Origin of the sequence: Microbacterium sp. NPDC080220 (genome assembly GCF_040686395.1) — a bacterium.
In the GTDB taxonomy this organism is placed as follows: domain Bacteria; phylum Actinomycetota; class Actinomycetes; order Actinomycetales; family Microbacteriaceae; genus Microbacterium; species Microbacterium gawkjiense.
Genome location: NZ_JBFBOP010000007.1, coordinates 136,244 through 148,738, shown reverse-complemented (window position 1 = coordinate 148,738; position 12,495 = coordinate 136,244). Strand labels below are relative to the sequence as shown.

The following is a 12,495-nucleotide window of genomic DNA, read 5'->3' as shown; positions in this document are numbered from 1 at the left end:
GTCATGGCGAGGACGTCCACCGCCATCTGCGGAGCTCCGACGACGCGGGATCGGTGCCTGCCAGCCGATCACGACGGCATGGCTCTCGTCGCTGGCACCTGCGGGCGGGCGGGGATCCATGTTGTCCCTCAGGCTGGTCGGCAACCGCTTCGCGCAGTCCGCCGTACCGGTCCTTGCCAGCGTCGTCGCTGCTCCAATAGGTGCCAGCGGGGTCGTCGCGGTGTTGGCCGGGTTTCTGGTCGTGGCTACGTGGGCGGGCGCCGCCGTGCCGAACGCTGAGACCGAGTGAGCTAGGCGGTCCGAGCGCCGCGCTCGTCCTCTTCGAGCGTCTCCACGAGGCGCCGACTGGCATTGTCCATGTGGGCGGTCATCGCCGCCCGGGCACCGTCAGAGTCCCCTGCGCGGATTGCATCCAGCACCGGCACGTGCTCCTGGAAAGACGACCAGCCGGCCGGCCAGCTCGCATCGCCGGCGGCCGTAACCTTGGCGTACTCTGCCTCGACGACTCGGTGGATCCACACGTGCAGGAGAGACGAGATGTTGGTCAGCATGTTGGACAAGACGCTGTTCCCTGACGCCTTCGCCACGGCGAGATGGAATCGCACGTCAGCATCAACAAAGGCGTCGACATAGGCGGCGTCCCGCATAGCAGTGAGTGCTTCTTCGATCTCGGTGAGGTGCTCTTCGGAGCGGCGGGAAGCGGCGAGCTCGCTGGTGACGCGTTCGATGTGTTGCCGCGCTTCTACGAGGTCGACGGTGTGACGTTCGCCCAACATCAGACCCCACTCGATCACGCGAGGGAGGAGGTCGGAATTGCTTCCACGAAGGTAGGTACCGCCGCCGTGGCGGAACTCGACAAGGCCGAGCAAACCAAGAGACTTGATGCCCTCGCGGACGACAGACCGCCCGACACCGAAAGTTTCACTAAGCTGACGCTCAGAGGGCAGCTTCTCGCCGGGGCCGACGTGGCCGGAGAAGATGTAGTCAAGAAGCGCGCGGGCGACTTCGGACGAGGCCGGCTCCGGCCGCTGTAGATTGACCGGTCGCAGGCCGGCGATGCCGGTGGACGGCGCCTTATCGTTCAACGAGGATCCCGTCTTCATCGGAGTAGAGGTGTGCCCCTACCCGGAACGTTACCCCGCCGAACTCGAGAGTAATGTCAGCCTCGCCAGCCCCGGTCTTGGTGCTCTTCCGAGGGTTGGTGCCGAGAGCCTTCACACCGATCTCGATGCCGTTGATCGCGTTCTGATCACGGACCACCCCGAAGATAACGGCGCCCGCCCATCCATTGGATGAGGCGATCTCCGCGATCATGTCGCCCATCAGGGCTCGCTCCAGCGATCCTCCACCGTCGACGACGAGAACAGCACCCTCTCCAGGCGTGGATACCGTCGCCTTGAGGAGCGCATTGTCTTCAAAGCACCGCACAGTGCGAATCGGCCCGTCGAACGCTGTCCGCGAGCCAAACGACCGGAACTGGATGGGTACCGACTGGATGTCCTCACCCAGCTCGTCGTACAGGTCAGCAGTGACAACAGACATCGGGCCTCCATTAGCTCTTTGCCGCATCGTAGCAAGAGGCCGACCAGTCGGCCACTACCGATGGCGCGCCAATCGAGCAGGAACTACATTCGGCTGAAGAACCTGCTCGACTTCATCCCCGGCGTCCTCGCGACTCTCGCGACGACCGGCGTGATTGCCCTTGTCGCGGCGATGCTACCCGGGCCGCGATGGTCCAGACAGCTCGCGCGAGAGACCGCTATCTACGGTGCACTACCGGAGGGCGGCGAACGCGAAGCGTGGGAGAGGCGAGTCTTGGATCACGCCCGTCGGCTGCGGCTCTTTGAGGATTTCATGCCACTCAGGCACAAGATCTTCCCTTGGGTTCCCGTTACTGTCCTCCTCGCGTTGATGGTGTGGCTCATCATCGACCCCCAGCAGTGGGACGGACTGCTAGCCGAGGGCCCGATCATGGTGCCCTTCTCGCTGATGGCCCTCATCAGCGCTGGTTCATTCGTGATGACGGGTGTTCTTGGGCTCACTCCAAATGGAAGATCGGCCGAACACTTCGCTGCTCAAGAGTGACGACAAACACACCCCCCGGGTTGTCCGCCACGCCAGTCGCCAAGTGGTCCACTGGTCGGCCACTTTCATGTATCGTGCTGTGGGTCGCCGTATGCGACCGTTTCCGGGCAGCTGAGTACTCGCCGCCCGAAGGGCCTCGAGCCCGCGCCAATGTTGTCGTTAGGAGAATCAGCGAACATGAACAGCCCGCAGCTTCACGGAGCGGTCCTCTGATGCTGGCCGTTCTTGGATTCGGAACGCTCGTGACCTTCATGGTCACGGTTATGCGGAAGTGGGCGACCGCGTTCGTCGCGATCCACGCGAGGGTAACACCCCGCGGTGACCAGAATCCCGCCGGGTTTTCAGACTCAGTCCTTCAAGGTCTCGATGTCGATGACGAAGCGGTAGCGGACGTCCGATCGCAGCACCCGCTCGTACGCCTCGTTGACCTCGTCGACGCCGATCAGCTCGGTCTCGGGCACGATGCCGTGGGCGGCGCAGAACTCGAGCATCTCCTGCGTCTCGGCGATGGATCCGATGCTGGAACCGGCGAACGACCGCCGGTTGCCGAACAGCGTGAACACCCGCAGCGGCAGCGGCTCGGGCGGGGCGCCGACGTTGACCATGGTGCCGTCCAAGCGCAGCATCCGCAGGTAGGAGTCGAGCTTCAGCGGCGCGCTCACCGTGTTGAGGATGAGGTCGAACGTGTTGGCGAGGGTCCGGAAGGTGGCGTCGTCGCTCGTCGCGAAGTAGTGCGACGCACCGAAGCGCAGGCCGTCCTCCTGCTTCGACAGGGTCTGCGACAGCACGGTCACCTCGGCACCCATCGCGGCCGCGATCTTGACCGCGAGGTGCCCGAGCCCACCCATGCCGACGACGGCGACCTTCGAGCCGGGTCCGACCTTCCAGTGCGCGAGCGGGGAGTACGTCGTGATGCCGGCGCACAGCAGGGGCGCGACCGACTCGTACGGGAGCGCCTCGGGGATGCGGAGCACGAAGTCCTGATCGACGACGACGTGGGTCGAGTAGCCGCCCTGCGTGATCGTGCCGTCGCGGTCGACCGACGCGTACGTCTGCGTGTTGCCCTTCAGGCAGTAGTTCTCCATGCCGGCCCGGCAGTTCTCGCACTCGCGGCACGAGTTCACCATGCACCCGACGCCCACGCGGTCGCCGACCGCGAAACCGTCGACCTCGGATCCGACCTCGACGACCTCGCCGGCGATCTCGTGCCCCACGACCTGCGGGTAGGTCACCGGACCCCAGTCGCCCCGAACGGTGTGGATGTCGGAGTGGCAGATCCCCGCGTACCGGATGGCGATGAGCACATCGCGCGGTCCCGTCTCGCGACGCTCGATCGTCGTGCGGATGAGGGGGTCGGTTGCCGAAGGGGCTGCGTACGCGGCGACGGTGGGCATGGGTTCTCCTTGCTGATCGATCGACGGATGCCGCGCGTCGCCGCATCCGTCCTGTCACACGCTACGCGCGCGACCGTGGGTATCGTCAGAGGCGACCGCGCACCGAAGCCGGGAGGCACCGATGAACACCCTCTCCCCCGCCCCCGTCATCCTCGGGGCCTCGCGTCTCGGCGACCGCCCCGGGGCGGCCGAGCTCGCCGACGCACTGATCCGCTCGGACCTCGGCGACGTCGACACGAGCAACAACTACGCCGGCGGACGCAGCGAGCAGGCGCTCGGCGACGCGATCCGGCGCGCCGGCGGACTGCCCGGACCGGCGCGGATCTACTCGAAGGCCGACAGCGACCCCGACACGGGCGTCTTCGACGGCGACCGGGTGAAGCGTTCGCTCGACGAGTCGCTGACCCGCCTCGGGCTCGACCGCCTGCCGCTGTACCAACTGCACGACCCCTACGGCCTGACGCTCGCCGAGGCGATGGGCCCGGGCGGTGCCGTCCCCGCCCTGATCGAGCTCCGTGACCAGGGCGTAATCGGCGCGATCGGCATCGCATCGGGCACGCTGTCACAGGTGCGGGAGTACGTCGACACCGGTGCGTTCGACGTCGTCCTCTCGCACAACCGCTACACGCTGGTGACGCGCACCGCCGAGCCCGTCTTTGAGGCGGCCCGCGCGCAGGGCATGACGGTCTTCAACGCGGCGCCGTTCGGGGGCGGCACGCTCGCCAACGGCGACGGCTCGTTCGGTTACCGTCCGATGCCCGCCGACTTCGCCGCCCATGTCGGGCGCGTCCGCAGCCTCGCCGACGAGCACGGTGTCGACCTCGCCGCCGCGGCGCTGCAGTTCTCGATGCGCAGTCCCCTCGTCGACGCGACCATCGTCGGGATCTCGTCGACCGCCCGCCTCGACGCCCTCGGCCCCCTCATCGAGGCCGAGGTGCCCGAGGCATTCTTCGACGCGGTCGAGTCGCTCGGCGAGCCCCCGCCCGGGGTCGACGACTGACGCGCCGGGTCAGGCGCGCGCTGAAGGTGTGGCCACCGGCGGCGACCTCGACGACGCGCCCGTCCGGCAGGACGACGTCGGCGGGCAGGCCGTCCGGCAGACCGACCTCGAGCGTCAGCTCGCCGTCCGGGATCCGCCACGCGACGGTGACCGGCCCCCCGCGGGTCAGGAGGGATATCTCGGCCCACTCGATTCCTGGACCCGGTCGAGGCTCGACGCGCACCCGACCGTAGCCCGGTGAGGCAGGACGCAGACCGCCCACCACCTGGTGGATCCAGTCGACGACCGCCCCCAGCGCGAAGTGGTTGAAGCTCGTCATCTCGCCCGGGTTGATACTCCCGTCGGGGAGCATCGAGTCCCACCGCTCGAAGGGCACGGCGCGGTCGGGCGCGTGCTCGGTCTCGAGCGGCAGATCGCGCAGCCAGCTGTCGAGGAAGTCGGACGTGTCGAACGGGAACGACGCGGATGCCGCATAGGCGGCGATATCTCCCGTCACCCCAGTCGCTCGTCGCGCTGCGGGCAGTCGGTCGGCACACTCAGGAAGTTGCCGCGCTGGCTCCAAACGGCGTTCTCGCCGCAGCGCTCGAGGGCCTGCCGATCACGACCGCCTTCACCTGGACGACCACGCTCGGCGATGATGAGCCGGTGCGGATCCTCCGCCGTCACGGGTAGGAACAAATGGCGGATGCCGTCTCCGGGCAGGTCAACGGCGAGTCTCGCCGTCGCGACAGTGTCTACGGGACCGCCGCTCAAATGGCGTCGTGCCTGAAGGTGCGTGCAATCGCGCAATGGGTGACCCCCCAAGGCAGCTTCGACCCGCGGCCGCAGTTCGAACCGCACGCGTTCGTGCGCTCGAACGACACGCTCTACAGCCTCTCCAAGGAGGGTCGCGGCACCGCCGGCCCGCTGGTGACCGCGCTAGCGGCCGCGACGGTTGAAGCGGCGGAGGAGTACGCGACCACGCAGCCCGGCGGGCGCCTGCAGGTGCCGATGCTCGGTGTTCTCGACGAGGCCGCGAACGTGTGCCGCTGGCACGACCTCCCCGACCTTTACAGCCACTACGGGTCCCGTGGAATCGTCCTGATGACGATCCTGCAGTCCTGGTCTCAAGGGGTGCAGGTGTGGGGGCGCAACGGGATGCGCAAGCTGTGGAGCGCCTCGAACGTCGCCGTCTACGGCGGCGGTGTGAAGGAGCCGGAGTTCCTGAACGAGCTCTCGCAGATGATCGGTGACTACGACCGGCGCACGACCTCCACCAGTGTCGGCCGCGGCACCCGGTCAACCTCTCATGGGGTGCAGCGCGAACGCACCTTGGACGTCGCGGATCTCGGCGCACTGCCGCGCGGCCGCGCGGTGGTGTTCGCCTCTGGCGCTCCCGCGACCCTCGTCGAGACGGTCCCGTGGATGAACGGGCCACATGCGGCCGCGTTGCGCGCGTCGATCGCCGCGCACGATCCCTCCCACAGCGCACCCGCCGCTTCGGCTCCTGCTCGAGCTGCCGTGATCGAAGAGGACGAGCCGCGCGATGAGTGACCTGCTCGATGACTTCCGCGACGACGACGCCCACGAGCCGGCCACGGAGCTGGTGTACGGCTCCGTCGACGAGTTCGTGCGGGAGTACCTGCGCCACATGTACACGCGCCCTGTCGCGCCCGGAAACGCCCGCTACCGGTGGGCTGCGGACTGGTGGCGCTACCCGGAGGCGGTGGCCCGCCTCGAGGGTCTATGGCGCTCGTGGGAGCACCTGCGGCTCGACCCGGCGACGGGTGCGAGCGTGTGGTGGCGTGACCACGCGGACCACCACATGACCTGCTTCTGAGCCCTGACGGCCCCTTCGCGAAGTCGAAGGATGCGTGCGAGCCCGGCGAACCGTTACCGTACACAGAACCTCCCGAAAGGTGGTTCCCCGACGTGAGACTGACTCCGTAGCACACCTCCGGGTGGCTCGCTCCACGAGCCGGCCTCAGCTCACGACAGATTGAGTCGAATACTCGAACAGGGCCGCTACTCAATGTTTTTCGAGCGTCGGTGCGGCCTGCATCCGTCGTGTTTGCCAAACGGCCGCGGCGAGGGCTCCCGCTCCGAGGACGGCGAGGTGGACGGCGGCTGCGAGCAGGCTAATGCTGCCCAGCCAGCCTGCGATGGGGTAGGTGATGAGGAAGCAGGCGTGGGACAGCGCGAATTGCGCGGTGTAGACCAGGTTGCGGTTCTGTGGGGTTGACGCATCAGCAAGAATTCGGGACGACGGGGTGTTCACGAGCGATGTACCCATACCGAGGATCGTCCACGTCACCAGAAGGGCGGGCCATCCGGCTGCGGTTGCGGTGAAGAGACCGGTGATGGTGGCGGCGGCGATCAGGCCGACGACAATCAGGGCGCCGCCGGCGATCATCGGACGGATCACACCGAGCCGGTCAACGATCCAGGGGACGTTGAGTGCGACGATGAGCGACCCGACACCGTAGCAGGCCAGGGCGAGAGTGAGAGCGGTGTCGCCGAGTTCGAACACGGCCCGCGCGTAGACGACGGAATTCACCAGGACGATCGCGGTACCAGCCGCGACGATGACGTTGGTCAGCATCACGAACCGGAGGGTCGGCGTCCGGGCGAACACCTGGAGGCCTGTGGGGAGACGTTGCCAGAACGTATCGGCTGGCATGTCGGGCTCTCTGGCTGGAAGCGTGGTGATCAGGACGAGGATTGCCGAGCTCGCGAAGCCGAGAGCGGTTCCGAGGAAGAGGTTGTTGTACGAGACGAGCGTGAGAAGTGCTGCGGCGATGATCGGGCTCAGCAGCGCTTCGAGGTCGTATGCGAGGCGAGACAGCGACAGCGCGCGGGTGTAGTCGCGTGACTCTGGAAGCACGCTCGGGATCAGGGACTGAAACGCGGGTGTGAAAGTCGCCGACGCGGATTGCAGAACGAAGATGAGCACATAGATCTGCCATGTCTCGGTCACGAGGGGCAGGGACATTGCGACCGCAAACCGGACCACATCAGCACCGATCAGCACCGCCTTCTTCGGCAGTCGATCCACCAGCGCCGCAGCTAAGGGGGCGATGCCAACGTAGGCGATCATCTTGATCGTCAAGGCCGTACCCAGCACGGCGCCGGCGGAATCGCCTGCCAGGTCGAACGCCAGTAGGCCCAGTGCGACCGTTAGCAGCCCCGTGCCCAACAGGGCCAACACCTGAGCAAGGAACAGCGCCCGGTAGATCGGGTTTCGCAGGACGCGGATCACGCGTGATGTCCCGGGTGCTCATCGATGGCGTGCTCGGCCTTACGGGTTGCTTCGATCACGAGCCGTATCGCGTGCTCGTCCGTGAGGCGGTAGAACGCCTTGTTGCCGTCCTGGCGGACCCGGACGAGCTTGCCCCACCGAAGCTTCGCGAGGTGTTGTGAGACCGCAGCAGGGCTCCGCTCGACATGCTCGGCCAGTCCATTTACTGACAGCTCCCCGTCCCGCAGAGCCAGCACGATGCGGATGCGAGTTGCCTCGGCGAGCAGCCGAAACACCTCCACGGCTACCTCGACATACTCACTTTCGGGCGAAAGGTCACCACCCTGCGTATCTACGTGCATACGCAGGTAGTAGACCACATTAGGCCGACGTTCTGACATTGGGAATGGCAGGGGCGGCCACGTGGTGAGGTTGCTCTCGATACGGTAGGGGGGTAGTGTACCCGGGATGAACGGGTACTCGACGAATAAGGACGATCTGCTGAAGCGGTTGCGCCGGGCGGAGGGTCAGGTCCGTGGGATCGCGCGGATGGTCGAAGAGGACAAGTACTGCATCGACATCCTCACCCAGGTTTCCGCGGCCACGAAGGCCCTCGAGTCTGTCGCGCTGCCGCTGCTGGGCGACCATCTCTCACACTGTGTTGCCGAAGCCAGCGCTGAGGGTGGTGCCGTTGCGGAAGAGAAGATCCGCGAAGCCAACGAGGCGATCGCCCGTCTGGTCCGTTCCTAACCCACCTATCCACTCACGACGAGGAGACGATGATGAACACTGAGGACCGCAACGACCTGGGCTTGAAGGACACCGGCGCTGACTGTGCATGCTGCGCGACCGCATCGACTCCCGAGACCGCGGATGCGGCCGCGGCGGCTGTGACGTCTGACGTCATGGTGACGGGGATGACGTGCTCGCACTGCGTGTCGAGCGTCACCGAAGAGTTGTCCGCGATCGACGGGGTGGAGGGTGTGTCGGTGGACCTGAACGCGGGTGGCGCGTCACGGGTGACGATCCGCAGCTCGACGCCGATCCCTGCTGCTGCCGTGGAGGCGGCGGTGGAGGAGGCTGGTTACGCCGTGGCCACCAGCCCGTCGTGAGCGCGGTCGATGTCGAACTCGACATCACCGGGATGACCTGCGCGTCGTGCGCACGGTCGCGATGGCCGGGCTGCTGAACCCGCTGGTCGCCGCGGCCGCGATGGCCCTGTCTTCGGTGTTCGTTGTCACGAACAGTCTGCGCCTGCGCGGCTTCCGCACCCTCCCGGCGAGCTCGAGGCCCGCTACCCCCGAACCGGCCCGCGTTTTCGCCCGGGTCTGACCTGCATCTGTCCGATGCGAACAGTGGAAGGACGCTCATCATGAGCCAGCACGACCACCACCACCCCACGGCGAGCGGCACGGGTGGGGATGACACCGCGCAGGGACTGCGCGAAACCGTCGCCGAGCCTGACGCCATCGATGAGCCGCACGCCCACCACGCATCAGCGGACGACAGCACCCATGAGCGACACGGCGGCGCGCACGCGGGGATGCAGCACGGTGGACATGGTGGGCACGCCGGGCACGGCGCGGACCATGTCGCACGGTTCCGTCGATTGTTCTGGATCAACCTGATCCTCGCTGTCCCGGTGGTGGCGTTCTCGAGCATGTTCTCGATGCTGATCGGCTACCCGCTGCCCGACACAGCATGGGTGGGTTGGATCTCCCCGGTTCTCGGCACCGTCATGTACGTGTGGGGTGGTTCCCCGTTCCTGACCGGCGCGGTCAGCGAACTGCGTGCCCGTAAACCCGGCATGATGCTGCTGATCGGGCTGGCGATCACCGTCGCGTTCATCGCGTCGTGGGGGGCGGGTCTCGGGCTGCTGGATCACAAACTGGACTTCTGGTGGGAGCTGGCGCTGCTGATCGTCATCATGCTCCTCGGGCACTGGATCGAAATGCGGTCGCTCGCACAGACCACCTCCGCACTGGACTCCCTTGCCGCGCTCCTCCCGGACGAGGCGGAGAAGGTGGACGGGGACACCACGGTCACCGTCGCGCCCGCTGACCTGCAGGTCGGCGACGTTGTCGTGGTTCGCCCTGGCGGACGGGTTCCGGCTGACGGTCGGGTGGTGCAGGGTTCGGCGAGCATGGACGAGTCGATGATCACCGGCGAATCCAAGCCTGTACGCCGCGGCGACGGGGACGCGGTCGTGGCCGGAACCGTCGCCACGGACTCCGGCATCCGTGTTGAGATCAGCGCCGTCGGAGAGGACACTGCTCTCGCCGGCATCCAACGCCTGGTCACCGAGGCCCAGAATTCCTCCTCGAAGGCGCAGCGCCTCGCCGACCGTGCCGCCGGGTGGCTGTTCTGGTTCGCGTTGGTCGCCGCGGTAATCACCGCCGTTGTGTGGACCATCGTCGGGTTGCCTGATGATGCGGTGATCCGCACCATCACGGTGCTGGTGATCGCCTGCCCGCACGCTCTGGGCCTGGCAATCCCACTGGTGGTGTCCATCGCCACAGAGCGCGCCGCCCGCGGCGGGGTGCTGATCAAAGATCGTCTGGCCCTGGAGAGCATGCGCACCGTCGACACCGTGCTGTTCGACAAGACAGGCACCCTCACCAAGGGCACCCCCGCCGTCACCGCAGTCGAACCTGCCGGTAGCATCGCCCCCGACACGCTGCTCGCCCTGGCCGCCGCGGCCGAGACGGACTCGGAGCATCCACTGGCCCGCGCGATCGTGAACGCCGCGAAAGCCCAGCAGCTCACCGTGCCCGCGGCAGCGGATTTCACCTCGTCCCCAGCGGTAGGAGTCAGCGCACGGGTCGACGGGACGCAAGTGAAGGTTGGTGGCCCGTACCTGCTCGAGCAAGAAGGCGGCAGCGAGCTGCCCGTCGCGGATCAGTGGCGAGAGGAAGGCGCGATCATTCTCCACGTCCTCATCGACGGGCAGGTAGCCGGGGCGCTCCGGTTGGCTGATGAGATCCGACCCGAGTCCCGCGCGGCCGTGGCCGCGCTGCACGAGCGGAACGTGCAGGTGGTCATGATCACCGGTGACGCGGAAGCGGTCGCAGCCTCGGTCGCGACCGAGCTCGGCATCGACCGGTACTTCGCGGGCGTCCGACCCGAAGACAAAGCCTCGAAGGTGAAGGGGCTGCAGGGCGAGGGCCGCAAGGTCGCGATGGTCGGTGACGGAGTCAACGACGCGCCCGCTCTCGCGCAAGCGGACGTTGGTATCGCGATCGGTGCCGGCACGGATGTCGCGATTGCCTCCGCCGGGGTGATCCTCGCCAGCGACGACCCTCGTTCCGTGCTGTCAGTGATCGAACTGTCTCGCGCGAGCTACCGGAAGATGAAGCAGAACCTGTGGTGGGCGGCCGGCTACAACCTCCTGTCCGTCCCCCTCGCGGCCGGCATCCTTGCCCCGGTCGGGTTCGTGCTACCAATGTCGGTCGGGGCGATCCTGATGTCCTTGTCAACAATCGTGGTGGCCCTCAACGCGCAACTGCTCCGCCGACTGGATCTGTCACCCGACGCGGTCGCCGGGCGCGGCTGATCCGTAGATTCACGTCGTACTCTAGGACCGCGGGAGGTGGAACGTGTCGCTGATGAACATCGCTAACAGCGTGGACCGTTCTCATGCGCGCGCCCGCACCCGCACACTGGTCACCCTCCTCGCCGTCACGACCGCCGTGATCGTCGGTCTATTGGCGATGCACTCGCTCGGCTCCGGACAGGGCCACGACGCCGCGCCCATGTCTCATGCTGCCTCGATGGGCGAGACCCACGCGGCAGCGGCCAGCACGAGCGACGGCGCCACAGCGTCGACGGAGTGTGTGGACTGTGGCGGAGGGCATGCGGACTTGCTGATCATGGCCTGCGTACTGGCGATTCTCGCTCTGGTGATGCTGCTGGCCCCTCGCAGCGCGGCGCTGCTGCGCGTCGTCCGTGACCGGGCACCGACCGTCGCCCTCTTGGCGCCGGGTCGTCGACCTACTCTCGCGGCCCCGTCGTTATCTGTCCTCTGCGTCAGCCGTACGTGAACGGCGGGGGAGTGGGTACCAGGTACCTGCTCGCCTCCGCCTTTTCGCCAGCTCGCCGCTGGCTTCACGTATCGATGCTTGGAGACCCCAGATGAAAATTCGTACAGCGGCCACGGTCGCGCTCACCCTCGCCACGGCTCTCACCCTCGCCGGTTGCGCGGGCGGTGGCAACTCGACGTCTATGCCCGGGATGGATCACGGCGGAAGCTCCTCGTCAGCTCCCGCCGAGGCTGCGAACTTCAACGACGCGGACGTGATGTTCGCGCAGATGATGATCCCGCACCACACGCAGGCTGTGGAGATGTCGGACATGCTCCTCGGGAAGGACGGTGTCGATGAGCGTGTCACCGCGTTGGCCGAAGAGATCAAAGCCGCCCAGCAGCCCGAGATCGATCAGCTTGAACAGTGGCTGGATCAGTGGGGCGCGGACTCGTCCATGGACGGCATGGGCGACATGGACCACGGTGGCGGGATGATGACCGAGGACGACATGCAAGCGCTCGAGAGCGCCAGCGGAGACGACGCGTCCCGACTGTTCCTGGAACAGATGACTGTCCACCATGAGGGCGCGATCGACATGGCGCAGGACGAGATCGACAACGGCCAAAACCCCGACGCGATCGAGATGGCGCAGAACATCGTCGACACCCAGACGGCGGAGATCGCAGAGATGGAGAACATCCTCGCGGCACTCTGACCCCCGCGGTGTGGGGTGCGGTCGCGCCCCACACCGCCGTCAGTGGCCTGCAGGTCCGACAT

The 12,495-nt window shown here is 66.8% G+C and carries 15 protein-coding genes and 1 pseudogene; 10 read left to right on the top strand and 6 right to left on the bottom strand.

Features of this window, described 5'->3' with window-relative positions; translation table 11 throughout:
- Positions 1 to 290 precede the first annotated feature (290 nt).
- A complete protein-coding gene (locus AB0P29_RS12120; RefSeq protein ID WP_253035838.1) occupies positions 291 to 1,103 on the bottom strand; it encodes a FadR/GntR family transcriptional regulator in 813 nt (270 codons plus the stop codon).
- Positions 1,075 to 1,542 carry a ribonuclease E activity regulator RraA gene (rraA, locus tag AB0P29_RS12115; protein ID WP_253035837.1) on the bottom strand — a complete coding sequence of 156 codons (468 nt, stop codon included), beginning with the start codon at positions 1,540 to 1,542 and terminating at the stop codon, positions 1,075 to 1,077. The genes AB0P29_RS12120 and rraA overlap by 29 nt, the downstream gene beginning before the upstream one ends.
- Positions 1,543 to 1,602: 60 nt before the next feature.
- Here rraA and AB0P29_RS12110 point away from each other — a divergent pair, with 60 nt between their 5' ends.
- Positions 1,603 to 2,085: a hypothetical protein gene (locus AB0P29_RS12110; RefSeq protein WP_253035836.1), complete on the top strand. Its 483-nt coding sequence runs from the start codon at positions 1,603 to 1,605 to the stop codon at positions 2,083 to 2,085.
- 347 nt (positions 2,086 to 2,432) lie between these two features.
- On the opposite strand, the gene AB0P29_RS12105 is transcribed toward AB0P29_RS12110, so the two are convergent.
- Entirely contained in the window at positions 2,433 to 3,479 is a 1,047-nt protein-coding gene (locus AB0P29_RS12105; RefSeq protein ID WP_253035835.1) for an NAD(P)-dependent alcohol dehydrogenase, read from the bottom strand.
- A gap of 121 nt (positions 3,480 to 3,600) precedes the next feature.
- Here AB0P29_RS12105 and AB0P29_RS12100 point away from each other — a divergent pair, with 121 nt between their 5' ends.
- On the top strand, positions 3,601 to 4,479 hold the full coding sequence (locus AB0P29_RS12100; RefSeq protein WP_363380046.1) for an aldo/keto reductase: 879 nt from the start codon (positions 3,601 to 3,603) through the stop codon (positions 4,477 to 4,479).
- Here the strand turns inward: AB0P29_RS12100 and AB0P29_RS12095 are convergent.
- Positions 4,400 to 5,052, bottom strand: a pseudogene (locus AB0P29_RS12095) (alpha-L-rhamnosidase C-terminal domain-containing protein); the annotation flags it as partial. The gene AB0P29_RS12100 and the pseudogene AB0P29_RS12095 sit on opposite strands and share 80 nt — an antisense overlap.
- 105 nt (positions 5,053 to 5,157) lie before the next feature.
- Between AB0P29_RS12095 and AB0P29_RS12090 the strand changes: the two are divergent.
- Positions 5,158 to 6,012, top strand: a complete 855-nt coding sequence (locus tag AB0P29_RS12090; protein WP_363380044.1) for a TraG/TraD/VirD4 family protein — start codon at positions 5,158 to 5,160, stop codon at positions 6,010 to 6,012.
- A complete protein-coding gene (locus tag AB0P29_RS12085; protein ID WP_363380042.1) occupies positions 6,005 to 6,298 on the top strand; it encodes a DUF4913 domain-containing protein in 294 nt (97 codons plus the stop codon). The genes AB0P29_RS12090 and AB0P29_RS12085 overlap by 8 nt, the downstream gene beginning before the upstream one ends.
- A 189-nt stretch (positions 6,299 to 6,487) precedes the next feature.
- On the opposite strand, the gene AB0P29_RS12080 is transcribed toward AB0P29_RS12085, so the two are convergent.
- Both AB0P29_RS12080 and AB0P29_RS12075 read right to left on the bottom strand, forming a co-directional pair.
- The gene (locus AB0P29_RS12080; RefSeq protein ID WP_363380039.1) at positions 6,488 to 7,717 is read right to left on the bottom strand and encodes an MFS transporter; all 1,230 of its coding nucleotides are present in this window, start codon (positions 7,715 to 7,717) and stop codon (positions 6,488 to 6,490) included.
- Positions 7,714 to 7,998, bottom strand: a complete 285-nt coding sequence (locus tag AB0P29_RS12075) for a metalloregulator ArsR/SmtB family transcription factor (protein WP_363380036.1) — start codon at positions 7,996 to 7,998, stop codon at positions 7,714 to 7,716. Before AB0P29_RS12075 ends, AB0P29_RS12080 begins: the two co-directional genes overlap by 4 nt.
- A 166-nt stretch (positions 7,999 to 8,164) precedes the next feature.
- Between AB0P29_RS12075 and AB0P29_RS12070 the strand changes: the two genes are divergently transcribed.
- The 6 genes from AB0P29_RS12070 (at position 8,165) to AB0P29_RS12045 (ending at position 12,433) form a co-directional block, all read left to right on the top strand.
- On the top strand, positions 8,165 to 8,446 hold the full coding sequence (locus AB0P29_RS12070) for a metal-sensitive transcriptional regulator (protein ID WP_253035831.1): 282 nt from the start codon (positions 8,165 to 8,167) through the stop codon (positions 8,444 to 8,446).
- Between the two features lie 32 nt (positions 8,447 to 8,478).
- Entirely contained in the window at positions 8,479 to 8,808 is a 330-nt protein-coding gene (locus AB0P29_RS12065; RefSeq protein ID WP_253035843.1) for a cation transporter, read from the top strand.
- A gap of 46 nt (positions 8,809 to 8,854) precedes the next feature.
- Positions 8,855 to 9,028 (top strand): hypothetical protein, encoded by a 174-nt coding sequence (locus AB0P29_RS12060; protein ID WP_363380032.1) that lies wholly within the window; start codon positions 8,855 to 8,857, stop codon positions 9,026 to 9,028.
- Between the two features lie 211 nt (positions 9,029 to 9,239).
- Positions 9,240 to 11,249, top strand: coding sequence for a heavy metal translocating P-type ATPase (locus AB0P29_RS12055; RefSeq protein ID WP_363380169.1), 2,010 nt, complete (start codon positions 9,240 to 9,242; stop codon positions 11,247 to 11,249).
- Between the two features lie 52 nt (positions 11,250 to 11,301).
- Positions 11,302 to 11,736, top strand: coding sequence for a DUF6153 family protein (locus tag AB0P29_RS12050; protein ID WP_363380166.1), 435 nt, complete (start codon positions 11,302 to 11,304; stop codon positions 11,734 to 11,736).
- Between the two features lie 91 nt (positions 11,737 to 11,827).
- The gene (locus AB0P29_RS12045) at positions 11,828 to 12,433 is read left to right on the top strand and encodes a DUF305 domain-containing protein (protein ID WP_253035829.1); all 606 of its coding nucleotides are present in this window, start codon (positions 11,828 to 11,830) and stop codon (positions 12,431 to 12,433) included.
- Positions 12,434 to 12,495 lie beyond the last annotated feature (62 nt).